General features: G+C 68.5%; 23 protein-coding genes. 10 read left to right on the top strand and 13 right to left on the bottom strand.

Features of this window, described 5'->3' with window-relative positions; genetic code table 11:
• Positions 1–21: 21 nt before the first annotated feature.
• The 7 genes from AC1RJ5_RS12695 to AC1RJ5_RS12665 form a co-directional block, all read right to left on the bottom strand.
• On the bottom strand, positions 22–1,005 hold the full coding sequence (locus AC1RJ5_RS12695; RefSeq protein WP_493113619.1) for a D-cysteine desulfhydrase family protein: 984 nt from the start codon (positions 1,003–1,005) through the stop codon (positions 22–24).
• A gap of 133 nt (positions 1,006–1,138) precedes the next feature.
• Entirely contained in the window at positions 1,139–1,615 is a 477-nt protein-coding gene (locus AC1RJ5_RS12690; protein ID WP_269573573.1) for a hypothetical protein, read from the bottom strand.
• A gap of 163 nt (positions 1,616–1,778) precedes the next feature.
• A complete protein-coding gene (locus AC1RJ5_RS12685) occupies positions 1,779–1,937 on the bottom strand; it encodes a hypothetical protein (RefSeq protein ID WP_342250913.1) in 159 nt (52 codons plus the stop codon).
• Positions 1,934–5,341, bottom strand: a complete 3,408-nt coding sequence (gene smc, locus AC1RJ5_RS12680; RefSeq protein WP_493113616.1) for a chromosome segregation protein SMC — start codon at positions 5,339–5,341, stop codon at positions 1,934–1,936. Before smc ends, AC1RJ5_RS12685 begins: the two co-directional genes overlap by 4 nt.
• Before the next feature lie 22 nt (positions 5,342–5,363).
• Complete coding sequence (locus tag AC1RJ5_RS12675; protein ID WP_269573576.1) at positions 5,364–6,116, bottom strand: DsbA family protein; 753 nt, start codon at positions 6,114–6,116, stop codon at positions 5,364–5,366.
• Positions 6,117–6,147: 31 nt separating this feature from the next.
• Complete coding sequence (locus tag AC1RJ5_RS12670; RefSeq protein ID WP_342250915.1) at positions 6,148–6,912, bottom strand: thioredoxin domain-containing protein; 765 nt, start codon at positions 6,910–6,912, stop codon at positions 6,148–6,150.
• Positions 6,912–7,445 (bottom strand): DUF721 domain-containing protein, encoded by a 534-nt coding sequence (locus AC1RJ5_RS12665; RefSeq protein ID WP_269573578.1) that lies wholly within the window; start codon positions 7,443–7,445, stop codon positions 6,912–6,914. The genes AC1RJ5_RS12670 and AC1RJ5_RS12665 overlap by 1 nt, the downstream gene beginning before the upstream one ends.
• 27 nt (positions 7,446–7,472) lie before the next feature.
• Between AC1RJ5_RS12665 and AC1RJ5_RS12660 the strand changes: the two genes are divergently transcribed.
• Genes AC1RJ5_RS12660 through nudC form a run of 3 tightly spaced genes read left to right on the top strand, consistent with a single transcriptional unit; the run spans position 7,473 to position 10,697 of the window.
• On the top strand, positions 7,473–8,543 hold the full coding sequence (locus AC1RJ5_RS12660; protein ID WP_493113613.1) for an A/G-specific adenine glycosylase: 1,071 nt from the start codon (positions 7,473–7,475) through the stop codon (positions 8,541–8,543).
• Positions 8,531–9,814: a serine hydrolase domain-containing protein gene (locus tag AC1RJ5_RS12655; RefSeq protein ID WP_269573579.1), complete on the top strand. Its 1,284-nt coding sequence runs from the start codon at positions 8,531–8,533 to the stop codon at positions 9,812–9,814. Before AC1RJ5_RS12660 ends, AC1RJ5_RS12655 begins: the two co-directional genes overlap by 13 nt.
• Before the next feature lie 10 nt (positions 9,815–9,824).
• Positions 9,825–10,697 (top strand): NAD(+) diphosphatase, encoded by an 873-nt coding sequence (gene nudC / locus AC1RJ5_RS12650; protein WP_269573580.1) that lies wholly within the window; start codon positions 9,825–9,827, stop codon positions 10,695–10,697.
• 211 nt (positions 10,698–10,908) lie between these two features.
• On the opposite strand, the gene AC1RJ5_RS12645 is transcribed toward nudC, so the two are convergent.
• The 3 genes from AC1RJ5_RS12645 to AC1RJ5_RS12635 all read right to left on the bottom strand — a co-directional run bounded on the left by AC1RJ5_RS12645 (position 10,909) and on the right by AC1RJ5_RS12635 (position 12,689).
• On the bottom strand, positions 10,909–11,415 hold the full coding sequence (locus tag AC1RJ5_RS12645) for a hypothetical protein (protein ID WP_269573581.1): 507 nt from the start codon (positions 11,413–11,415) through the stop codon (positions 10,909–10,911).
• Between the two features lie 14 nt (positions 11,416–11,429).
• The gene (locus AC1RJ5_RS12640; RefSeq protein WP_342250917.1) at positions 11,430–11,672 is read right to left on the bottom strand and encodes a helix-turn-helix transcriptional regulator; all 243 of its coding nucleotides are present in this window, start codon (positions 11,670–11,672) and stop codon (positions 11,430–11,432) included.
• A 120-nt stretch (positions 11,673–11,792) separates the two neighbouring features.
• A complete protein-coding gene (locus AC1RJ5_RS12635) occupies positions 11,793–12,689 on the bottom strand; it encodes a prephenate dehydratase (RefSeq protein ID WP_269573583.1) in 897 nt (298 codons plus the stop codon).
• Positions 12,690–12,791: 102 nt separating this feature from the next.
• On the opposite strand from AC1RJ5_RS12635, the gene AC1RJ5_RS12630 reads away from it, so the two are divergent.
• The 4 genes from AC1RJ5_RS12630 (at position 12,792) to AC1RJ5_RS12615 (ending at position 16,111) form a co-directional block, all read left to right on the top strand.
• Positions 12,792–13,463, top strand: a complete 672-nt coding sequence (locus AC1RJ5_RS12630) for a c-type cytochrome (protein WP_269573584.1) — start codon at positions 12,792–12,794, stop codon at positions 13,461–13,463.
• 74 nt (positions 13,464–13,537) lie between these two features.
• Positions 13,538–14,473, top strand: a complete 936-nt coding sequence (locus tag AC1RJ5_RS12625; protein WP_493113609.1) for a hypothetical protein — start codon at positions 13,538–13,540, stop codon at positions 14,471–14,473.
• A gap of 144 nt (positions 14,474–14,617) precedes the next feature.
• Positions 14,618–15,703, top strand: a complete 1,086-nt coding sequence (locus AC1RJ5_RS12620; RefSeq protein ID WP_493113607.1) for an HD-GYP domain-containing protein — start codon at positions 14,618–14,620, stop codon at positions 15,701–15,703.
• Between the two features lie 12 nt (positions 15,704–15,715).
• Positions 15,716–16,111, top strand: a complete 396-nt coding sequence (locus AC1RJ5_RS12615; protein ID WP_342250920.1) for a YybH family protein — start codon at positions 15,716–15,718, stop codon at positions 16,109–16,111.
• On the opposite strand, the gene AC1RJ5_RS12610 is transcribed toward AC1RJ5_RS12615, so the two are convergent.
• Both AC1RJ5_RS12610 and AC1RJ5_RS12605 read right to left on the bottom strand, forming a co-directional pair.
• Positions 16,108–17,034, bottom strand: coding sequence for an LOG family protein (locus tag AC1RJ5_RS12610; RefSeq protein WP_184162415.1), 927 nt, complete (start codon positions 17,032–17,034; stop codon positions 16,108–16,110). The two genes, AC1RJ5_RS12615 and AC1RJ5_RS12610, sit on opposite strands and share 4 nt — an antisense overlap.
• A gap of 36 nt (positions 17,035–17,070) precedes the next feature.
• Positions 17,071–17,757, bottom strand: coding sequence for an extensin family protein (locus AC1RJ5_RS12605; RefSeq protein WP_493113604.1), 687 nt, complete (start codon positions 17,755–17,757; stop codon positions 17,071–17,073).
• Between the two features lie 158 nt (positions 17,758–17,915).
• On the opposite strand from AC1RJ5_RS12605, the gene AC1RJ5_RS12600 reads away from it, so the two are divergent.
• From AC1RJ5_RS12600 to AC1RJ5_RS12590, 3 genes are all read left to right on the top strand, one after another.
• Positions 17,916–19,076 (top strand): phosphoserine transaminase, encoded by a 1,161-nt coding sequence (locus AC1RJ5_RS12600; protein WP_269573589.1) that lies wholly within the window; start codon positions 17,916–17,918, stop codon positions 19,074–19,076.
• Between the two features lie 124 nt (positions 19,077–19,200).
• Positions 19,201–20,778, top strand: a complete 1,578-nt coding sequence (serA, locus tag AC1RJ5_RS12595; RefSeq protein ID WP_269573590.1) for a phosphoglycerate dehydrogenase — start codon at positions 19,201–19,203, stop codon at positions 20,776–20,778.
• A 59-nt stretch (positions 20,779–20,837) separates the two neighbouring features.
• Positions 20,838–21,938 (top strand): ATP phosphoribosyltransferase regulatory subunit, encoded by a 1,101-nt coding sequence (locus AC1RJ5_RS12590; RefSeq protein WP_342250923.1) that lies wholly within the window; start codon positions 20,838–20,840, stop codon positions 21,936–21,938.
• A gap of 262 nt (positions 21,939–22,200) precedes the next feature.
• Here AC1RJ5_RS12590 and AC1RJ5_RS12585 read toward each other — a convergent pair whose 3' ends face one another.
• Positions 22,201–23,649, bottom strand: coding sequence for a mannitol dehydrogenase family protein (locus tag AC1RJ5_RS12585; RefSeq protein ID WP_493113601.1), 1,449 nt, complete (start codon positions 23,647–23,649; stop codon positions 22,201–22,203).
• Positions 23,650–23,664: the final 15 nt, after the last annotated feature.

Here is a 23,664-nt window from a genome sequence, read left to right as displayed (position 1 = left end):
CGGAGGGGGAGGATTTAAGTGTCACCCAAAAGCCGGCTGGTACGCATAAAGCCCCGGCGTCCCGCCCGTCATCACGAACAGCACATCGCCGGTCAGTGACCCCCCGGCCAACCCCGCCAGCACGCCCGCAAACGCCTTGCCGCTATAGACCGGGTCGATCAGCAGCCCTTCCTGCCGCGCCATCAGCCGCACCGCCGACAGCATCGCCTCGGTCGGGATGCCATAGGCTTCGCCCCGCTGCGAACCGTCGATCCGGAGATGCTCCGCCCCCAGCGCCCCATGCCCGAGCAGCGCCCGCGTCTCGTTGGCCAGCGCCAGCGTGCCGCGCTCCGCCTCCGCCAGCTCGGCCAGCACGGTGAACGACAACACGCGCCGCGGATCGTCGATCCCGGCGGCAAGCCCGGCATGCGTGCCGTGGCTGCCATTGGCCACGATCACCGTGCTGAACCGCAGTCCCAGTTCGCTTTCCTGCGCCCCGATCTCCGCCGCGCAACGTGCATAGCCGAGCGCGCCCACCGGCGAGGAGCCGCCCGAGCCGACCACATAGACCTTGCGCCCCTCCGCCCGCAGTATCTCGGCCCGCGCCTGCGCGGCCGCCAGCGAATCGCTCCCACGCGGCAAATGATGCACCACCGCGCCGAACAGCCCGTCGAGCAACTGGTTGCCGTTGTGGAGATAGGCGGGGTCCTCGCGCGGCACCGTGTCGGTCAGCATCAGCTCGGCCTTGAGGCCCATCCGCGCCGCCGCCGCCGCGCTCAGCCGGGCATGGTTGGATTGCCGCGCGCCGGTGGTGATGAAGGTGTCGCAATCCTCGGCGATCGCGGCGCCCAGCAGATATTCCAGCTTGCGCAGCTTGTTGCCGCCGCCGCCCAGCCCCATCAAATCGTCGCGCTTCACGAACAGTCGCGCGCCCTTCAGCCCCAGCGCATTCTCCACCCGCTCCAGCCGCTGGATCGGAGTCGGCGCGTCGAACAGGGCAATGCGGGAAAAGGCGTCGAGGTTCATCGGAAGGGCACCAGCAAAGAAGGGTGCGCTTTCATACCCTCCATCGTCATCCCGGCGAAAGCCGGGATCTCATGCCGTAGCGCAGGGAAGGTGCCGCACGGGACCCCGGCTTTCGCCGGGGTGACGGAGGGGGCTACAGCGCCGGCTTGCACCCGCGCGTCTGATACACGCCGCGCAGGAAGCCGCGCCGGGCAAAGCCGGCATCGACCGCCGCATTGAGCTCGCGTTGCGCCGAAGCCGCGCCGCTCACTTCGCGGACCAGCCCGCGGAACGGCACGATCAGCCCGGCCACGGTGTCGCCGGTCACCTTTACCTTGCGGCTCTTCTTGCGATTGACGCCCTGGACGAAATCGGGTCCCAGCGCCTCGCCGAGATCATCGAACGCGTCGGCGATCTGTGTGCATTTCGACAGGCCGGACAGGCTGTAGGGCGCGGCCGCCGCCTTCTGGAGAACCGGCGGAATCTTCGTCTTCACCGCGCCGACATCCTTGGCCGGCTGCTCGGCAATGTCGCCGGCGCGCTCCGCGGTGCTCTGCTGTTTGTCCTGGGCAAAAGCGGGACTGGTCGCCAGCATCGCCGTGGCAAGGCCGATCCAAAGGCTCGATCGCATGCACTTCCTCCTGTTGCCGCCCCGGTATCGAGATAGGGAGCGGCTATGCCTGCGCCAACCAGAAGGATTGGCCGGCATGCGAACTATACTGCCGTCATCCCTGCCTTCGCGCGGATGACGAGAGAGACTATGCGTACTGAAGCCACCCAGCAAAACCCGCCGCTCAAGCGATCGCCCAGATCAGCAGCCCGACGAGTATCGCGATCACGGCCATCGCGATCAGGCAGCCGGCGGCGCCAAATCGCTTCTCGATGATCCAGGCGCTGCCCTCGACACACGCCTGCAGCACGATCTCGAACAGGCCCTCGAACAGGAAGCTCATTCCGCCGCCAACAGGCTCTCCGCCCCGCCCAGGTCCACCGACACCAGCCGGCTGACCCCGCGCTCGACCATGGTCACGCCGAACAGCCGGTGCATGCGGCTCATCGTCGCCGCATTATGGGTGACGATCAGGTAGCGCGTCGCGGTCTCCTCGGTCATCTTCTCGAGCAGGTCGCAGAATCGATCGATATTGGCGTCGTCGAGCGGCGCATCGACTTCGTCGAGCACGCAGATCGGCGCCGGGTTGGTCAGGAACAGCGCGAAGATCAGTGCGACGGCGGTGAGCGCCTGCTCGCCGCCCGAAAGCAGGGTCAGCGACTGGAGCTTCTTGCCCGGCGGCTGCGCCATGATCTCGAGCCCGGCTTCGAGCGGATCGTCCGAATCGATCAGTTCGAGATGTGCCGCGCCCCCGTTGAACAGCGTCGAGAACAGCCGGCGGAAATGCTGGTCGACCGCTTCGAACGCCGCCAGCAAGCGTTGCCGGCCTTCGCGATTCAAGGTCCCGATCGATCCGCGCAGCTGGTTGACCGCCTGGTGCAGCTCGTCGCGCTCGGCGGCGTTGCTGGTGAAGGCGGCTTCCAGCTCGGCGAGCTCGGTCTCGGCGACCAGATTGACCGGCCCGATCCGTTCGCGCTCGGCGTTGAGTTTCTCATGGCCGGTCGATTCCTCCTCGGGCGTGCGCACCGTGGCTTCGTCGAATCCGGCCTTTTGCGGCAGGAGCGGCGGCGGGCATTCGAATCGCTCCCCCGAAATCCGCCCCATCTCGATGCGGCGCATCTCCTGGTTCTCGGCACGCGCGACCGCGCCGGCGCGCTGCTCGCGGGCTTGGGCCAGCACTTCATTGGCGCCGCGCACCGCGCCTTCGGTCTCGCGCACCGCGATCTCGGCGTCGCGCTCGGCGGCCTGGGCGGCGGCGCTCTCGATCCGTGCCTTCTCGGTCGCCGCTTCGGCCTCGGCGAGCTGCGCCTCCAGCGCGGCGGGCTTGCCGGCGAGTGCTTCGCTTTCCTCGGCGAGCTGGAGCGCGCGCTTGTCCATCTCGTTGGCGCGCCGTGCCGCATCGCCGGCGCGCGACTTCCAGCTCTTCGCCTCGGCACCGGCAGCAGCATGGCGTTCGCGCGATGCGGAGATCTCGCGTTCCAGCGTGCCGCGCTCGGCCCGGGCGCTGGCGGAAGCGGCACGCTTGCCCTCGGCATCGCTCGACAGCGCCTGCACCCGGGCACGCGTCTCGGTGCCGTCGGGCAGCGCCGCCTTGGCTGCCTCGGCGCGGTTCAGCTCGGTCGCGGCTTCGTCCTGCTCGGCGGCGACGCGGCGGATGCGCGTGTCGAGATCAGCGCGTTGCGAATCTAGCCGCTCCAGCTGCGCCGTGGCGCGGTCCTCGGCGCGCCCCGCCTCGCGGCCCGCATTGTCGGCATGCTCCAGCACCCGCCGGCAATCCGCCGCCGCGCGCCGCGCCTCGGCGATATTCTCCTCGATCCGGGTGAGCTCGGCATCGGCGCTCTCGACCGCGCGCACCGCTGCCGGCCGCGCCTTCTCGATCGCGGCGAGCCGGTTGACCCGCACCAGACGCTCGGCCGCCGCGGCGCCCCCGGACTTGGCGACATAGCCGTCCCAGCGCCGCAGCACGCCCGCCAGCGTCACCAGCCGCTGACCGACGGCAAGCGGCTGGCCCTTGTCCTCCTCGGCAACCAGCACCTGCGCCAGCCGCCGCGACAATCCTGCCGGCGCCTGGACATGCTGGCCGAGCGGCGTGGTGCCCGAAGGCGCGCCGGGATCCCCGGCCTGGGGCTCGGCACCGGCCCAATAGCGCTCGGCGCTGGTATCCAGACCGGCTTCGAGATCGTCACCCAGAGCCGCCGCGAGCGCGCGCTCATAGCCGGCATCGACCTTGAGCTTGTCGAGCAGCCGGTCTTTGTCCGAAGGCCGGGTCGCCTTGGCGAGCGCGGCGGCTTCGCTGTCGAGCTGGGCGAGCTCGGCATGCGCGCCGGCGCGCTTGGCCTGGGCATGGTTGCGCGACTCGATCGCGCTGCGTTCCTCGGCATCGGCCCGCGCCAGCCCGGTCCGCGCGCTCTCCGCCTGGCGGATCGCCTGCGCCCGTGCCTCGGCGGCGCGTGCCTTCTCGGCCTGGAGGGGCTCGGGATCGGGCAGCGCCTTCAGTTCCGCGTCGATCCGCGCCCGGTCACGCTCCGAGCGCTCGACCCGCGTCCGCGCCGCCACCAGAGCGGCCTCCGCGACGCGTGCCTCGGCCGCTTCGCTCGCCTGCGCCGCCAGCGCCTGGGCCAGCGCGACCTCGGCATCACGCGCCGCGCGCTCGGCATCGGCCAGCGCCGCATCAAGGTTCGGCATCCGCGCCGTCGCCTCGGCGATCCGCTTGTCGAGTGCCTTCAGTTCCTCGTCGAGCCGGGCCAGCGCCTCGGCGGCATCCCTGGCGAGCGCGCCTTCGCGGCCGCGATCCTCCTCCAGTCGGCGCACCGAATCCTGCACCTCGGCGATCCGCCGCTCGACCGCCGCCTTGTCCGATCGCAGCGTCGCGAGTCCGTGCATCGCCTCGGTCGCCTTGTCGCGCACGGCCAGCGCCTCGGCGCGCAGCGTGGCGAGCTTCTCCGCCGCCTCCAGCTGCACCGCCACCGCCGAATCATGCGCCTCGGTCCGCTCGGCGACCAGCGCCTCGGCCGCGGTCGCTTCCTTCTTGGCCGCGTCCGCCGCGCTCGCCGCGTCGCGCCAGCGGGCGAAGATCATCCGCGCCTCTGCAACACGGATCCGGTCGGAGAGCTCGCGGTAGCGCTCGGCCTGGCGCGCCTGGCGCTTCAATTGCGCGGCGCGCGTCTCCTGGTCGCCGATGACCTCGTCGAGCCGGGTGAGGTTCGCCTCGGTCGCGCGCAGCCGCTGCTCGGCGTCCTTGCGGCGCACATGCAGGCCGGCGATGCCCGCGGCTTCTTCCAGCATCGCGCGGCGCTCGCCCGGCTTGGCCTGGATGATCGCGCCGATCCGTCCCTGGCTGACCAGCGCCGGCGAATGCGCGCCCGTCGCCGAATCGGCGAACAGCAGCGCCACGTCCTTGGCGCGCACGTCGCGCCCGTTGATCCGGTAGGCCGAGCCCGCGCCGCGCTCGATCCGGCGGACGACTTCCAGCTCGTCATCGCTGCCGACCTGGTCGGCCTGGATGGTAACCTCGGCGAAGTCGCGCGAGGGGCGGGTGGCGGTGCCGGCGAAGATCACGTCTTCCATGCCGGCGCCGCGCATCGACTTGGCGCTGGTCTCGCCCATCACCCAGCGCAAGGCTTCGAGCAGGTTGGACTTGCCGCAGCCATTGGGGCCGACGATCCCCGTCAGCCCCGGCTCGATGCGCAGATCAGCCGGGTCGACGAAGCTCTTGAAGCCTGTCAGCCGCAGCCGCTTGATCTGCACGGCGTCCCCCGCCCCCTAGGCGTCAGCGCGCGCCGGCTGCCTTGAGCAGCGGCTCGAGCTGCTCCCAGCTGCCGGCCTCGACCTTCTTGCCGTTGATGAAGAAGCTCGGGGTGCCGTTCACGCCATAGACGGTCGCGCCGTCGGCATTGACCTTGGCGATCTCGTCGATCTTCTTCTGGTCGCCCAGGCACTGGCGCGCCTTGGCTTCGGGCACGCCGTACTGCTTCATGAAGTCGATCATGCCGAGCTGCTCGGCAAAGGCGACCGCGGCCTGGGGCGGCGGCATCTGCTGGAGCTGCTGGATCAGCTGCGGCTGGGTCTTCACCAGCTGCTCGGTGCGGGTCAGGAACGTGTCCTGGTTCTCGAAGAACTTGTCGAGCACCGGGAAGAAGCTCTCGTCGGGCACGCACTGGTTGAGCAAAGCCGCGGCGAGATCGGGTGCGCCGTGGATCAGGAAGTCGCGGAATTCCCAGCTGACCTTGCCGGTGGCGATATAGTTCTTGCGCAGCGGCTCGGGCGCGGTGCGGCCGAACAGCCCGCAATAGGGGCAGTTGCGCGAGCCATATTCGACCAGCTTGATCGGCGCGTCGGGATTGCCCTGGCGATAGCCGCCATCGGTGGTCTTCACGATCACGTCGGTCCAGGCCTTGCCCGCCGGCGCGGTCACCGCCTTCACCGGGGCCGAAGCGGTAACGTTGCCCTCGCCGCCGCCACCGCAGGCCGCGAGCAGGCCGGCCAGCGCCAGCACCGGGATCAGGGCGAATTTGATACGCATAGCTCTGCTTTCTCCAGGGTATTCGATACGATCAGGCGCCATTGGCCCACAGCTCGGGCAGCAATCTGTCCCAGGTGAAGGCGCGCAGCTTGCGCCCATTGATGATGAAACTGGGGGTGCTGTCCACCTGATAGACGTTGACCGCGTCCGCATTGGTCTTGGCGATCCGCCCGATCAGCTTCGGATCGGCCAGGCACTGGCGCGTCCTGGCCTCGGGCAACCCTTGAGTCTTCATGAAGGCGATCAGCCCCATCGCCTCGGCGAATCTGGTCGCCATCTGGCCCGGCGGCAGCTTCTGCCATGCCTCGACCTGCTTGGGCTGGCCGTCGACCAGCTTGTGCAGCCGGTCGTCGAACGTCTTCTGATTGGCGTAGATCGCGTCGAGCACCGGGAAGAAGCGCGCGGTCGGCACGCACTGGTTGACCAGCGCCATCGCCAGGTCGGGCGCGCCGTGGATCAGGTAATCGCGATATTCATAGCTCACCTTGCCGGTGGCGATGAAGTCGCTGCGCAGCGGCGGCACGCCGTCGGCGGCGAAGCGCCCGCAGGTCGGGCACCCGCGCGAGCCATATTCGACCAGCTTCACCGGCGCATTCGGATTGCCCTGGCGGAAGCCGCCCTCCGGCGTGATCGCGACGGTCGCGGTCCAGTTCGGCGCGGCGGCCGGGCGGGCGGCGGGCCTGGCTGCGGGCTTCGCCGCCGGCTTGCGCGCCTGTTGCGCCGAAGCGCCGCCGGCCACGGCACCGCCAACCAGGGCAAGCGCAACCGCGCCGGCAGTCATCATCACGATACGCATCAGTCGATCCGGCCGATCTTGGGCTTCTCGTCGCTCGCGGCGACACCGGCGGCCAGTGCCTCGAGCACGGCCTTGAGTTCAGGGTCGGCGATCCCGCGCAGGCTCTCGCCCATCGCTTCGCTCAGCGGCTTGAGGCTGGGCGGCGGCGCGGCCTTGGCCGGCGCCTTCACCTGCCCGTGGCGGATCGCGATCTTCGCCACCGCCGGATAGCCGAAGAAGCGGTTCACCCGGTCCATGATCTCGGGCGCGACATGCTGCATCGTCGGCGCGAAGGCGCCCGAGACGATCAGGCTCAGCACGCCCTGCTCGCGCTTGCCCTGGGGGAACTTGATCGATTCGGGGATCGAGACCCGGGCATAGCGCTCGCCGACGATCTCGCCCCAGCGGCTGACGATCGAATGCTGGATGAAGCCGAACTTGCGGAAGCTGGCCGCGCCGACATCGGGCAGCAGCTCGGAGACCGAGCGGGCGCGCAGCGCGCGCTGCGGCTCGGGCTTGGGCTGGCGGGTAGTGGCGCGGGGGGGCTTCGTCATTTCCACCAACCCATGCCATAGGGCCCTGTGCCCGACAACGCCCCCCGTACAATCGTTCCCCTCGCAATCGCCCCCGCGCTGCTCCATTGGTACGACCATAACGCCCGCGACCTGCCCTGGCGCGCGCGGCCCGGCGCCAATGCGCCCGATCCCTATCGCGTCTGGCTGTCCGAAGTGATGCTCCAGCAGACCCAGGTCGCCAGCGTCATCCCCTATTTCGACAAGTTCACGCGCGCCTGGCCGACGGTGGAGGCGCTCGCCGCCTCGCCGGATGCCGACCTGATGGCCGCCTGGGCGGGCCTTGGCTATTATGCCCGCGCCCGCAACCTGCTCGCCTGCGCCCGCGAAGTGGCGCGGCGCGGGGCGTTCCCGGACACCGAAGCCGGCCTGCGCGAGCTCCCCGGCGTCGGCGGCTATACCGCCGCCGCGATCGCCGCGATCGCCTTTGGCCGCCGCGCGGTGGTGGTCGACGCCAATGTCGAGCGCGTCGTCTCGCGGCTGTTCGCTCTCGAGGAAGCGCTGCCCGGCGCCAAGGCCCGGATCTACGCGCTCACCGACTCGGTCACCCCGGAACTCCGCTCGGGCGATTTCGCCCAGGCGATGATGGATCTGGGAAGCCGAATCTGCACCGCGCGGTCGCCCAAATGCCTGCTCTGCCCGTTGCGCGCGCATTGCGCCGGCTTCGCGGGCGGCACGCCGGAACGCTTCCCCATCAAAAGCGCGAAACCGCCCAAGCCCCAGCGCTACGGCACGATGTTCTGGCTCGAGCGCGATGGCCGGGTGCTGCTCGTCCGCCGCCCGGACAAGGGCCTGCTGGGGGGCATGCGCGCACTGCCCACCGGTTCCTGGACCGATTCGCCGCCCGGCCTGGAAGGCGCCCCAATTGCCGCCGGATGGCAGCTGCTCGACGAGCAGGTCAGCCACGGCTTCACCCATTTCAACCTCGACGTCGCTCTTGCGGCTGCAACAATCGCAGCGCATGCAGGCGCCGCCGTGGAAGGCGAGTGGTGGCCGGTCGCCGATCTCGAATCGGCAGGCCTGCCCACCGTATTCGCCAAGGCGGCACGGACATTCAGGAGACGGCTATGCGCGCAGTGATCGGTTTCGGCATCGGGATGGCGGCACTGGCCGCGCCCGCCTTCGCGCAGACGGCGCCCACGCCGCCCGCACCGGCCAAGGTCACTGCCGAGACCGCGCTCGCCCAACGCTATGTCGCCGAAGGCAAGGTGCCCGGCATCGTCATCGTCACCGGCCGCGGGCAGGGCGAAGTCACGGTGGTCACCAATGGCCGGGTCGCCAATGAAGCCACCGCGCACAAGGCCGATATCGACAGCCTGTGGCGCGTCTATTCGATGACCAAGCCGATCACCGGCATCGCCGCGATGATCCTGGTCGAGGAAGGCAAGCTCAAGCTCGACCAGCCGATCAGCGACTTCATCCCGGCGTTCAAGGACATGAAGGTGCTGGTCGATCCGTCCAAGGACCTGACCACCCGCCCGGCGACGAAACCGATCACCGTGCGCAACCTGCTCACCCACACCGCCGGCCTCGGCTACAACATCATCACCAAGGGACCGCTGCTCGACGAGTATAACAAGCTCGGCATCAATCCGGCCCAGGTGAACGTGCCGATGGAAGCGCAGATGGCGCCGGCCCGGCCCGACACGCTCGAGGAATTCGCCAACCGCACGGCCTCGCTGCCGCTGATCGCCGAGCCGGGTGCCAAGTGGAGCTATTCGATCGGCCTCGATATCCTCGGCCGGGTGATCGAAGTCGCCGGCGGCATGCCGTTCGATCAGTTCGTCAACACGCGCATCTTCAAGCCGCTCAAGATGAAGCAGAGCTACTGGACAGTGCCGGCGGGCAAGGTCGGCAATTTCGCCAGCAACTATGTGTTCATGGGCAGCCAGCGCATTGATGCCGATCCGGCGGCCAGCTCGATCTATCTCAAGAAGCCCGAATTCCCCTATGGCGGCGCTGGGCTGGTGATGTCGGCGCGCGACTATGATCGCTTCCTCCACATGCTGCTGAACGGCGGCGCGCTGGACGGTGCCCGCATCCTCAAGCCCGAGACGGTGGCGCTCGCCATGTCGGACCTGCTGCCGGCGGGCACCGACACCTCGGCACTCAATGACATGACCAGCGATACCGGCGCCCGGCTCGGCTTCGGCGCGGGCGGCTCGGTCTATCTCGCCGATGCGCCGGGCGGCCCGGGCAAGGGCACGTTCGGCTGGGGTGGCGCCGCCGGCACGATCGCCTGGGTCGATCCGGTCCACAAGCTGCGCGCCGTCGCGATGATCAACCTGTTCGGCGACACCGAGCTCAAGCGCGCGGTCTCCAAGGCTGTGTACGCCGATCTCGCCAAGTGAATCGGAGCAAATGACGCTTACCCCAGGTTTCACCGGCGGCACGCTCGATCGTGCCGACCGGGTTCGCCACGATCCCGAGCTGCTCGCCACCGCGCTGGCCGATCCGCGCGCGCGCCTGCTGGTGCTCGACGGGCTCGACCCGGTGCTGGATGAAGACGGCCACCTGACCTGGACCAGCTTGGCCGAAGCGCAGGGCGAGCTGCTGTTCCTCGGCTTCGAGGCGGGCGAGCCGCGCTTCGTCTCGACCTTGCCGGAGGGGATGCCGGTGCCGATGGGCCGCTCGCCGGCGCTGTTCGCGATGCTCGATCGCTTCGCGCCGGCCGATGCCGCCAATTACGCGTCGGCGCGCGGGCTGGTCTTCTGGCATGGCCGCAACCGCTTCTGCGGAAATTGCGGCACGCACACTTCGGTGTCGCATGCCGGCTGGGGGCGGAGCTGCCCCCATTGCGGCGCCGAGCATTTCCCCCGGGTCGAGCCGGTGGTCATCATGCTCGCCGAGCGCGGCGACATGGCGCTGCTCGGCCGCCAGCCGAGCTGGCCCCCGGGCCGCTACTCGGCGCTCGCGGGCTTCCTCGAAGTCGGCGAATCGATCGACGAGGCGGTGCGGCGCGAGACCTGCGAGGAATCGGGCATCCGCATCGGCGCGGTCCGCTATGTCGCCAGCCAGCCCTGGCCCTTCCCGGCCTCGCTGATGGTCGCCTGTATCGGCGAAGCGCTCAACGACGACATCCGGATCGACGTGCACGAACTGGAGCATGCGGACTGGTTCAGTCGCGAAGATGTGCGCAGGGCGCTCGCCCGCGATCCGGAGGCCCCGTTCGTGGCACCGCCGCCCTATGCCATTGCACACACCCTGCTCACCGCGTGGGTGGAGGGGGGCTAGCGCACAGAACCGTCTGGTTCAGCGCCTTTAGCTGCTCCCCGGCGAAGGGCGGGGCCCAGGGTTTCTCCGCCGAATCGCGCTGTCACCCAGCCCGTCATCCCCGCGAAGGCGGGGGTCCATCCACTACTGACGGCGGTAATGGATTCCCGCCTTCGCGGGAATGACGGGGGAAGGTGTAACTCTGCTCCTGAAGGGGACTGAAACCGCCCGCCTAGTCCTCTTCCACCGGCTGCGTCGTCCAGCTGGCGTGCAGCGTCGGCACGGTCAGGTAGAGCACGAACAGCATATAGGCGAAATTGGCCAGCTGCCCCATCAGCGTCTCACGGCTCCAATTGCCGAGCAGGGTGAGCCCGAGCAGCAGCCAGATGCCCAGAAAGGCTGCGAAGGTCACCGTGGCGAAGCCGATCAGGAAGGCGCGCTGGCGCACCTGGCGGTCGAATTCGTCGACGAGCTTCGCCGCTCCCCAGGGCTTGATCGGCCCGAAGATCGGCAGGAACACGCCCAGCGCGAATCCGGCCGAGACCAGGCCATAGCCGATAGGGAACGCATCGGGCCGGGCGAGCCCCAGTCCCCAGCCGCCAAGGGCAAGAGCCAGTGCAAACATCGGGATCCAGCGGAGATGGCGGCGTCTCACTTCCTGCCGGGCCAGCGCGGGGATTCCGGTGCGGTCGGCCGCGGCGTCGAGCCGGGCGAACAGGCGTTCGTTGAAACGGGACATGGCGGTCTCCGGCATCATTCGGCCGCGCGGCGCAGCGCGCTCGCGACCGATTCGAAGGGGGCGAACGAGAAGACGAGTTCCACCGGAACCTCGAAAACCTGGGCGATCTTCATGCCCAGCTCCAGGCTGGGGCTATAGTCGCCGCGCTCGAGATAGCCGATCGTCTGGGGGTTCACCCCGGCCGCCTCGGCCAGTTCGCGCCGGCTCATCCCGCGTTCGGTGCGGAACAGGGCAATACGGTTGTGTATCTGCGGCAATATGGCGACTCACACGACGATATGTTGTCTATACACAACGATTCGTCGCATGAGTCAAGCAAGCGCCGCCGGCCGGCGAAAACCGGCTATGGCGCAACCTTTGTTACTTTCAGCGTCTGGTCAGGCGCGTTCGCGCGCCTGGGGGTAGGTGCCGAGCACGCGCATCCACTTGGTGTGGAACTTGAGCTCCTCCAGCGCCCGCGCCACCGGCGCCTCGTCGGGGCTGCCGACGATGTCGGTGTAGAACTCGGTCGCCGCGAAGCTGCCGCCGCGCTGGTAGCTTTCCAGCTTGGTCAGGTTGACCCCGTTGGTCGCGAACCCGCCCAGCGCCTTGTAGAGCGACGCGGGGACGTTCTTCACCTCGAAGACGAAGGTGGTCATGAACGGTCCCTCGGGCTTGTCCTCGGCCGCCAGCGGTTCACGGGCAAGTACCACGAATCGCGTCATATTGTGCGCAGCATCGGCGATGTCGGAGCCGAGCGTCCGCAGCCCGTACAGCTCGGCCGCGCCCGGCGGGGCGAGGGCGGCGATCGCGGGGTCGGCAGCCTCGGCGACCATCGCGGCGGCGCCGGCGGTGTCGGGATAGGCGAGCGGCTGGATGCCCTGCGCCTTCAGCCAGTGGCGGCACTGGCCGAGTGCCTGGGGGTGGCTCATCGCCTGTTTGACGCCCTCGACCGGGCCCAGGCCCATCAGCGCGTAGCGGATGGGGAGGAAATGCTCGCCGATGATCGACAGCCCCGATTCGGGCAGCAGGAAGTGGATGTCCGCCACTCGGCCGTGCAGCGAATTCTCGATCGGGATCATCGCGCAGCCGGCACGCCCTTCCTTCACCGCGTCGATCGCGTCCTCGAAGGAAAAGCAGGGGAGCGGCAGGCCGTCGGGGAACACTTCGCGCACCGCGATGTGCGAATTGGCGCCGGGCGCGCCCTGGAAGGCGACGGCCCGAACGGGGGTCCTGGCAGCGGCCTCGGTCATCTCCGCGACGAGCTTTCTCGCCGGGCTTGCGAAATTCTCCATAGTGCGCGGGCGCTAGCTGCCCGAACTTCGCACCGCAAGCCCCGCTTGCTTTCATTGCAAGGGCGGTTTTAAAGAAGCGCAACATATCCGCAGGGGCATTTCATGGACAATCGCTTCAATACGATCGCGGGCTGGGCACTTGCAGGGGGGATTGCTGCACTTGGGCTTTCGATCGCGAGCGGAATGTATTTCCATGCCGAACGTCCCGAGCACATGGGCTATGTGATTGAAGGCGTTGAGGAAGCGAGTGAGGGCGGTGCCGTCGCGGTCGCGCCGATCGCCACCCGCCTGGCCAGCGCCGATCTCGCCAAGGGCGAGGCTTCGTTCAAGAAGTGCATGGCCTGCCACACCATCGCATCGGGTGGCGCCAACGGCATCGGCCCGAACCTTTATGGCACGATGGGTGAGGCGATTGCCCAGGGCAAGGCCGGCTTCGCCTTCTCCGATGCCCTCAAGGCCGTGGGCGGCAGCTGGGACTTCGACAAGATGGACGCGTGGCTGAGCAATCCGCGCAAGTTCGCCTCGGGCACCAAGATGACCTTCGCCGGCATCCCGGATGCGCAGGAGCGCGCGAACGTGATCGCCTATCTGAATTCGCAGGGCTCGAACCTGCCGCTGCCGGCGCCGCCGGCCGCCGGCGCCGCGCCTGCCGAGGGCAACGCGACCGACGAGCATGCCGCGGGCGGCAACCTCTCGAACGAAGCGACTCCGGCCGAGGGCATGCCGAGCAAGGATCCCGCCGCCAAGGCGCAGGCGGAAAAGAAGGGCGTCTGAAGACGCTTCCGCTCTGATGGAATGAACAAGGCGCCGCGGGCCATCCCGCGGCGCTTTCTTTTTGGCTCGTACCCATGCTCGCAACCGACCTGTCCGCACCGCCCTCCCGCAAGCTGTCCACCCGGCTGGTCGCGCGCCAGGTCTCGGAACTGCTGCTGGCGCGCAGCCGGCGCGGGCTGGCGCTGGTGCCGCAGGAGCGGCTGGCGGGCTTCGTCTTCGAAGTCGTGCTCGGCGGCAGCATCGCCCACCATCCCCATCGCGATCCGGCAACCGGGCGCTGGATCGGCGTCGAGGATGCCCGCGCGCTCGGCCGCCCGGTCAACGCCACTGCGATCGCCCATTCGATGCGGCTGCCGCACACCACGGTGCGCCGGCGCGCCGCGGAACTGGTCGATGCCGGGTTGCTCATGCGCGTCGCGGCCGGGTTCAGTGTCGCGCCGGGGTTCTTCGACAGCGACGTGCTGGCGCGCTTGGCCGTCGAGGACAAGGCCGAGTTGCTGCATGCGCTGCAGCGGCTGGCGGAGGCAGGCTATGCCCCGGCGATCGCGACGCTCGGCGCCGGCGTTGCCGCCCTGCCGGCGGGCGTGGTCGAGCGCCTGATACTGGCCTTCTCGCTGCGGGCGCTGGAGACGCTGACCGAGCTGTACGGCGATGTCACCGCTGGCACGATCGTCGCGGCGATCACCGCGATCAATGTCCGCCGCGTCACCCAGGATCCCCACCTGTCGCAGCTCTATTCGAGCGAGGACACGCCGCCGCCCGATGCACTGCGCGAGCCGGTTTCGCTGCGCGCGCTGTCCCGCGCGATCGACCTGCCGTTCGAGACGGTGCGCCGCCGGGTCGCTGCATTGGTCTCGGAGGAGGTCGTGGCGTGGAAGGATGGCGGGGTGTTCGTGCCGGCCCAGGTGCTGCGCAACGATCGCCACATCGCCAATAATCGCCGCATCACCCTGCACTTCGACCAGATGCTGGCCACGCTTGCGGCATTGGCCGCGGAGCCGCACGGCTGACCCAATTCGGCGGGTCGGCCGATTGATCCCCCCACCGTCGGTAAATTACGTGAATCCTGGAATTAATGCCGCATGCCCGGGGGGGTTAAGTGGTCGCAACAAGGTGCAGGTGCGCCACCCGTCTCGTACGCCTGAGCCGGGTGGATGGATAGCGCGCGGGATGGCCTGAACGCGGGCGAATGGCGCGACCTCGGCAGTGCCGGGCCGGCCGCGGAAGCCGCCGCGCGGGCCCCCTCGCCGCGCCGCCTGTCCAGCACGAGGCTCCACATCAATGCCCGCCCCGCCAGCCTCGCCCAGGAGCGTGACCGTGCCCGGGAGATCGTCGGCATGGCGAAGGACACCGTCACCGAGACCTTTGCCGACATCCGCTTCGGCCGGAAGATCCAGGCGGCGAACCTCGCTCCGATCGTCTCGGCGATTGCCGCCTCGGTGGCGCGCAGCCCCACGGCTTTGCCCAGCGTCACCCGGATCAAGCTGCACGACGAATATACCTATCTCCATTCGGTTGCGGTCTGCGGGTTGATGCTTGCGCTCGGCAACGAGCTGCGGCTTGGGGCCGAATTGACCCAGGAGATCGGCCTCGCCGGGCTGCTCCACGATATCGGCAAGGCGCGGATCGATGCGGACCTGCTCAACAAGCCCGGTCCGCTCGATCTCGACGAATATGCCCGGGTCCAGGCGCACACGCTGCGCGGCTACGAGCTGCTGCGCGATTCGGGGATCGACTCGGAGATCGCGCTCGACGTCTGCCTGCATCATCACGAGCGAATCGACGGCAGCGGCTATCCGTCCGGCATCTCGCAGGAGACGCTGAGCATCCACGCCCGCATGGCGGCGGTGTGCGACGTGTTCGACGCGGTGACGTCGAACCGCAGCTACAAGCGCAGCTGGTCGCCCGGTGCGGCGCTCGACTGGATGATGGGCACCACCGGTCATTTCGATCCGCGGGTGCTGCGCGCGTTCCGCAGCCTGCTCGGCGTGTTCCCGGTCGGCGCGCTGGTCCTGCTCGAAAGCCAGCGCCTCGCCGTGGTGATCGACGAGCCCGCCGATTCGCCGGCAACGCCGGATGTGGCGGTCTTCCGCTGCGCCGGCACGAAGCGCGACCTGGTGCCCCAGCGCGTCTCCACGCGATCGGATCCGATCATCGGGCTGGAGATGGCGGCGAAATGGGGCCTCGCCGATTTCGAACCGCGCCGCGCGCAGCTGCTGGACGATTTCGGCCCGGCCTGATTAGGGATGGGCATGGCCCAGCACCTGACCCCCGAACTCGACATCCGCATCCGCCGCGCGGCGTTCAACCGCGCGCTGGCCGAGGCGGATCTTGCCGCGATCGGTCCGCTGCTCGCGAACGATGTCGTGCTGGTCGCGGGGACGGACAGCGCGCTGATCACCGGCCGCAAGGCGCAGTTGCACGCCTGGAAGCGCGAATTCGCGATGCAGGACCGCAGCATCTACACGCGCATGCCCGACGCGATCACGGTGTCGCCGGTCGCACCGATCGCTTTCGAGCATGGCCATTGGGAAGGCGTCGCCGCGCAGGGCGGGGCGATGCAGGCGTCGGGCACCTACACCGCCAAGTGGCGCAAGCTCGGCGACGACTGGGTGATCGAGGCCGAGCTTTACCTCACGCTTGCCTAGCCCTGCTTGAGCACCGTCTCGGGCTTGTCGATGCCCGGGCGCGGCCGTGCGATCACCGTGTGATCCTTGTCCTTCCAGAAGTCCTGGACGATCTGCCAGCCCTCTTCGGCGGTCTCGCAGAAGTGGAACAGGTTGAGGTCCTTGGGCGAGATCACGCCCTCCTCGCACAGCGCCTCGAAATTGACGACGCGGGTCCAGAAGTCCTTGCCGTAGAAGATCACCGGGATCGGCTCGATCTTGCCGGTCTGGATCAGGGTCAGCAGCTCGAACGATTCGTCGAACGTGCCGAAGCCGCCCGGGAACACCGCCACCGCGCGCGCATGCAGCAGGAAGTGCATCTTCCTGAGCGCGAAATAGTGGAACTGCATCGACAGGCCCGGGGTCACATACGGGTTCGGCGCCTGTTCGTGCGGCAGCAGGATGTTGAGCCCGATCGTGTCGGCGCCGACATCGCGCGCGCCGCGATTCGCCGCTTCCATGATCGACGGGCCGCCGCCCGAGGTCACGACGAAGTGGCGGTTGCCGGCTTCGTCGAGCGGGAAGTTGGAGGCGAGCTGCGCCAGCTCGCGGGCCACGTCATAATATTTCGACTTCTCGACCAGCCGCTCGGCGATCTTCTTCTGCTGCGGGGTCTCGGCCAGCTCGAGCAGCGCGCCTGCCTTGTCCGGCTCGGGGATGCGCGCCGAGCCATAGATGACGAAGGTCGACTTGATGTGCGCCTCGTCGAGCAGCAGCTGCGGCTTGAGCAGCTCGAGCTGGAAACGGATCGGCCGCAAATCATCGCGCAACAGGAAGTCCATGTCCTGGAAGGCGAGGCGGTAGGCGGGATGCTCGGTCTGGGGCGTGCCGCTGGCGGTGTTGGCGTTCTGCACTTCCTGCTGGGCAGGGCGGAAAACGCGGCTCGGGACTCTCGTATCGTTCATTTCGACCGGCTTAAGCCGATCCGAGGCGCCCTGCAATCAGCGGCAAAACGGACCCCTTCCCATGTCGAGGTGCAGGTGGTTGTAGTGCGCCGCGTTATAGTCCGGGCTCAGCACCGTGCCGAAGCGCTTGCAGGCCGATCCGTGGATCGTCTCCAGGAACGCGCGAACCTGGCCATCGCCCGTCCGCCAGTCGCGTTCGATCGTCACCCTGCGGCCATCCGCGAGCACGAAGCCCGAGACATCCACCGCATTGGCCAGCCCATGCTCGGACATGCGCGCCGCCGATGCCGTGCTGTTGCCGATGATCCCGCGGCACGAATAGGTGCCATAGGTCTCGACCCTGACCAGGTCGCTGCCCAGCATCTGCCGCGCGGCGGGCGCAACGGCAAAGCGCACCCAGGCGGTGAAGCTGCGCGCGAGACCGCATTTCATCGACTTCAACCCGGTCACCGGCACGCCGATGTCGAGCAGCTGCACGGCGCCGGTCACCACGCAACCGCTGCCGAAATCACGGTCGGGCAGGCCGCTGTAGCGCACCCCTTCGCGTGACAGGTCGGCGAAGCATTGCTGCGTCTCGCGCGGTGTCGGGCCATTGAGCGTGATCGGGCCACCCGGCCGCTCGCGAATCGGTCCCGATGCCGGTCGCGGGGCGGGGCGCTCGTCGCCGCCGCCGAAGATGCAGCCAGCGAGGAACAGGGGCAGGAACAGGCTGAATACGCGCATGGCCTCACCCTAGCAGCATAGCCGTACGACATGGTTAACGTCAGAAATGTGCGCGGATCGGGGCTTGCGCGCAATTGACTTTCACGGGGCCGCCGCTAGGGCCGTCGGCGGGCCACGCGGTCCCAACGCCGCGCGCGCTCTCTGTAAGGAGAGACTACATGACTGATTCGACTGCCGCCGACGCCACTATTGCGCCTGTCGCAAAGCCCGCCACCAAGCCGGCGCGTCCCTATTTCTCTTCCGGTCCCTGCGCCAAGCCGCCCGGCTGGTCGCCCGAGAAGCTCGCCACCGAGTCGCTCGGCCGCTCGCACCGCTCGAAGATCGGCAAGACCCGCCTCCAATATTGCATCGACCTGATGCGCGAGATGCTGCGCCTGCCCGATACGCACCGTATCGGCATCGTGCCCGGCTCGGACACCGGCGCCTTCGAGATGGCGATGTGGACGATGCTCGGCGCCCGCGGCGTCACCACGCTCGCTTGGGAAAGCTTCGGTGAAGGTTGGGTCACCGATGCGGTCAAGCAGCTGAAGCTTGAGCCTAACGTCGTGCGCGCCGATTACGGCCAGCTCCCCGATCTCGATGCGCTCGACTGGTCGACCGACGTGCTGTTCACCTGGAACGGCACCACCTCGGGCGTGCGCGTGCCGGACGGCGAGTGGATCCCCGCCGATCGTGAGGGCCTGAGCTTCGCCGACGCCACGTCGGCGGTGTTCGCCTACGACCTGCCCTGGGACAAGATCGATGTCGCCACCTTCTCCTGGCAGAAGGTGCTGGGCGGCGAGGGCGGCCACGGCGTGCTGATCCTCGGCCCGCGCGCGGTCGAGCGCCTGACCGAATATACCCCGTCCTGGCCGCTGCCAAAGGTGTTCCGCCTCGTCTCCAAGGGTGCGCTCGCCGAGGGCGTGTTCAAGGGCGAGACGATCAACACCCCCTCGATGCTCGCCGTCGAGGACGCGATCTTCGCGCTCGAATGGGCCAAGGGCCTGGGCGGCCTCGACGGGCTGATGGCCCGCTCGAACGCCAATGCCGATGCGCTCAACAAGATCGTCGCGGCGCGGCCGTGGCTCGGTCATCTCGCCGAGCTGCACGGCATCCGCTCGAAGACCAGCGTGTGCCTCACGGTCGAGGGTGCGGACGAAGCCTTCATCAAGAAGTTCGCCGGCCTGCTCGAGAAAGAAGGCGCGGCCTATGACGTCGCCGGCTATCGCGACGCTCCGGCGGGCCTCCGCATCTGGTGCGGCGCCACGGTCGACACCGCCGATATCGAGGCGCTCGGCCCCTGGCTCGACTGGGCCTACGCCGAAGCCAAGGCTGCTTAATTAGAACGTCATTCCCGCGAAGGCGGGAATCCATTCACGCAGGTCGTCGAAAGAGCCGCAGCATCAGCGACAATGGATCCCCGCCTTCGCGGGGATGACGACCGAAGCATCAGGAACATATCCCATGCCCAAGGTACTGATTTCCGACAAAATGGATCCCAAGGCCGCGCAGATCTTCCGCGAGCGCGGCGTCGAGGTCGACGAGATCACCGGCAAGACCCCGGAAGAGCTCAAGGCGATCATCAACAACTATGACGGCCTCGCCATCCGCAGCTCGACCAAGGTGACCCAGGAGATCCTCGACGCGGCGCCGAACCTCAAGGTCGTCGGCCGCGCCGGCATCGGTGTCGACAATGTCGACATCCCCGCCGCCTCGGCGCGCGGCGTCGTCGTGATGAACACCCCGTTCGGCAACTCGATCACCACCGCCGAGCACGCTATCGCGCTGATGTTCGCGCTCGCCCGGCAGTTGCCGGAAGCGGACGCCTCGACCCAGGCCGGCAAGTGGGAGAAGAACCGCTTCATGGGCGTCGAGCTCACCGGCAAGACGCTCGGCCTGATCGGCGCCGGCAATATCGGCTCGATCGTCGCCGATCGCGCGCTCGGCCTGCGCATGAAGGTCGTCGCCTTCGATCCGTTCCTCACCCCGGAGCGCGCGATCGAAATGGGCGTGGAAAAGGTGTCGCTCGACGACCTGCTGCTGCGTGCGGACTTCATCACGCTGCACACCCCGCTTACCGATCAGACCCGCAACATCCTCTCGGCCGAGAACCTCGCCAAGACGCGTCGCGGCGTGCGCATCATCAACTGCGCGCGCGGCGGCCTGATCGACGAGGCTGCGCTCAAGCAGGGCCTCGAATCGGGCCATATCGCCGGCGCCGCGCTCGACGTTTTCGCAGTGGAGCCCGCCAAGGAGCACCCGCTGTTCGGCACGCCGAACTTCGTGTCGACCCCGCACCTCGGCGCCTCGACCACCGAAGCGCAAGTCAATGTGGCGATCCAGGTCGCCGAGCAGATGGCCGATTTCCTCGTCTCGGGCGGCGTCACCAACGCGCTCAACATGCCGAGCCTCTCGGCCGAGGAAGCGCCGCGGCTCAAGCCGTACATGGCGCTTGCCGAGAAGCTGGGTTCGCTGGTCGGCCAGCTCTCGCATGGCGAGCTCAAGAACATCGCGATCGAGAGCGAAGGCGCCGCAGCCGAGCTCAACCAGAAGCCGATCGTCGGCGCGGTGCTCGCCGGGCTGATGCGCGTCCATTCGGACACGGTGAACATGGTCAACGCGCCGTTCCTCGCCAAGGAGCGCGGCCTCGACGTGCGCGAAGTGCGCCATGACCGCGAAGGTGATTACCACACCATGGTCCGCGTCACCGTCGGCACCGCGCAGGGCGATCGCTCGGTGGCCGGCACGCTGTTCGGCAATTCCGCACCGCGCCTGGTCGAGCTGTTCGGCATCAAGGTCGAAGCCGACCTCGCCGGCAACATGCTCTACATCGTCAACGAGGACGCGCCGGGCTTCATCGGCCGCCTCGGCACCACGCTGGGCGAGGCGGGTGTCAATATCGGCACCTTCCACCTTGGCCGCCGCGAAGCGGGTGGCGAAGCCATCCTGCTGCTCTCGGTCGACGAGAAGGTCAGCGAGGAGCTCCTTGCCAAGGTCCGCGCGCTCCCGGGCGTGAAGACTGCGATGGCACTGGCGTTCTGATGCACGATATCCGCCGTCCCGGGTTTCACCGGGGCGGCGGAATGTTCTAGGGGAGCCGGATGAGCGGTTTACTTCCCGAAGGCTTCCACGATCGTCTCCCGCCTGCGGCCGATGCGGCATCGCGGCTGGAATCCCGCGTGCTCGGTGTCGCGCGCGGCTATGGCTATGAGCAGGTCGATCCCCCGCTCGCCGAATTCGCCGACGAGCTGAGCGCGCGTCTCAAGGCCGCCAGCGGCCTGCGGGACGCGGTGCGGTTCGTCGATCCGGTGTCGCAGCGCACGCTGGCGATCCGTCCCGATCTCACGGCCCAGATCGGCCGCATCGCCGCGACGCGCATGGCGCACCATCCGCGTCCGGTGCGCCTCTCCTATGCCGGGCCGGTGATGAAGCTCTCCGCTTCGGAGCTCGATCCGCTGCGCGCCACCCGCCAGATCGGCGCCGAGCTGATCGGCCTCGATACCGTTGCCGCCGCCACCGAGATCGTACGCGTCGCGATCGAGGCGCTGCAGGCCGCCGGTGTCCAGGGCATCGCGCTCGACTTCACCTTGCCGGACCTGGTCGATTGCCTCGCCAGCGACAGCCTGACGCCGGCCCAGCTCGCCACCCTGCGCGAGCGGCTCGATGCCAAGGACGCCGCCGGCGTTGCCGCGATCGATCCGCGCTACCTTCCGCTGATCGAGGCGGCCGGGCCCTTCGATGCCGCGATCGAGCGCCTCCGCGCGATCGACGCCGGCAAGGCGCTCGCGACCCGCCTCGACGGTCTTGCCGAGATTGCCGCGAGCATCCGGGGCCAGGCCGCGCTCACCCTCGATCCCACCGAGCGCCATGGCTTCGAATATCAGAGCTGGCTCGGCTTCTCGCTGTTCGCGCACGGCGCCCGCGCCGAGATCGGCCGCGGCGGCACCTATACGATCCTCCACGGCAACGGCCGCGAGGAGACGGCGGTCGGCTTCTCGCTGTTTGCCGATCCGATCCTCGACGCCGCGATCAGCGCGGACGAGCGCCGCCGGCTGTTCCTGCCCTTCGGCACCCCGCCCGGCATCGGCGCGGGCCTTCGCGCCGAGGGCTGGGTCACCGTCGCCGCGCTGGAGGAAGACGACACGCCCGAGGCGCAGCTCTGCACCCATGTGCTGCGCGACGGGGCGCCGCAGGCGATCTGATCCTTGCGCCTTGCTGATCCCCGGCCTTCGCCGGGGAGCCGGCCTCTCAACCTTGCAATGTAGGATTTCGCCTGCTTGCCTGATGCCGCCGGGTACCCCCGCCGCTCTTGCCGATCGTAGGGGAAATAGGATCACGCTCGCGCAAGATCATTGCGGGATGCGCCGCGTTTACGGGAACTTATGCCAACTTTAGGCGCCGGAAAACCCGCGCTTGGCCTGTACTTTGTGTACTTTCGCGAGTCGCTGTCGAGCCTCTGCAGGATCAACGCGCCAGCAGCGCCGTCGCCCGGCCTTCCAGGAATGCCGGAACCACATCGGTCACCGCGTCGCGGAAGCGCGGATCTTCGGCGAGCTGGGCCGGGAACACCTGGCGCAGCGCCAGCACCGCGCTGGCGGGATCGGCGCTGGCCGCGGCCTGGGCCAGTGTTTCGGCCAGCGGGTCGGTGATCTTCTCGCCGAGCGTCGCCTTGCGGTGGAGGAAGGCGATCCATGCCGCCACCGGCACCGCCAGCCGCTCCACGCTCTCGCCTGCGGCCAGCCGATCGCGAACGGTGTCGAGCAGGCGATAGGGCAGCTTCTGCGAGCCGTCCCAGGCGATCTGGCTGAGCAGGTGGCGGATTGCCGGGTTGCGGAAGCGGTCCTGCACCGCGCCCGCATAGCTCTGCACGTCCAGGCCCTCGACCGGCTTGAGCGAGCCGGCGATGTCCTCATGCATCAGCCGGCCGACAAAGGCGCCGAGGGCGGGATCGCTGACCGCCTCGAACACCGTCTCATGGCCGAGCGCCAGGCCGATATAGGCCAGGCTCGAATGCGCGCCGTTGAGGATGCGCAGCTTGGCCTGTTCATAGCCCTGCACGTCGTTGGTCAGGGTGACGCCGGCTGCGCCGAGGTCCGGCCCGTCGGCAAGATCGAAGCGCTGCAGCACCCACTGGGTGAAGCGCTCGCGCTGCACGGCGGCTGCATCGGTCACACCCAGTTCTTCGGCGATCTTGGCCAGGAAGGCCGGGTCGCTTGCCGGGGTAATCGAATCGACCATCGAATCGGGGAAGGCGACTTCATGCGCGATCCAGTCGGCCAGACCCCCATTACCTGCTTTGGCGTCCCATTCGCCGGCGAGCGCGACGCAGGCGGCGCGGAGCTTGCCGCCATTGCCGGTCATGTTGTCGCAGCAGAGCATCGCGAAGGGCGGCGCGCCCGCCGCGCGGCGATCGGCGAGGCCCGAGACGATCCAGCCGATCACGCTCGCCGGCTCGTCGGGGCGGGTGCGGTCATGGACGATGTCGGGATGGTTGAAGTCGAGCGAACCGTCGGCGCCCAGGCAATAGCCCTTCTCGGTCACGGTGCTGGTCGCAATCTTGACCGAAGGATCGGCGAGCAGTGTGCGCAGCTTCGCGCCTTCGCCGGGGCCGATCGCGTCCGAATGTGCGGCGATGATGCGGGTGCTCGGCTCGCGGTCGATCACCGCAAGCGTATAAAGCCCGTCCTGCGCCTTGAGCGCATCGACCGTGCCCGCGCTGCGCAACGAAACCGCCGCAATGCCCCACCGCGGATCGCTGTCCAGCACCCGGTCGAACACATCGGCCTGGTGTGCGCGATGGAAGGCGCCGGGGCCGAAATGGACTACGCCGGTGCGGAGGGATTCGATATCGTGTCCCGGCCGGGTGACGGATGCGGGAAGCGATGCGAGCGCGGCGCGCGAAAGGCTGGTCATGATCCCGGTGTCAAC

The organism is Sphingomonas sp. GW822-FHT03G08, from assembly GCF_058801135.1.
The sequence above is the reverse complement of the archived record's forward strand: the minus strand, read 5'-3'. Positions and strand labels throughout refer to the sequence as shown.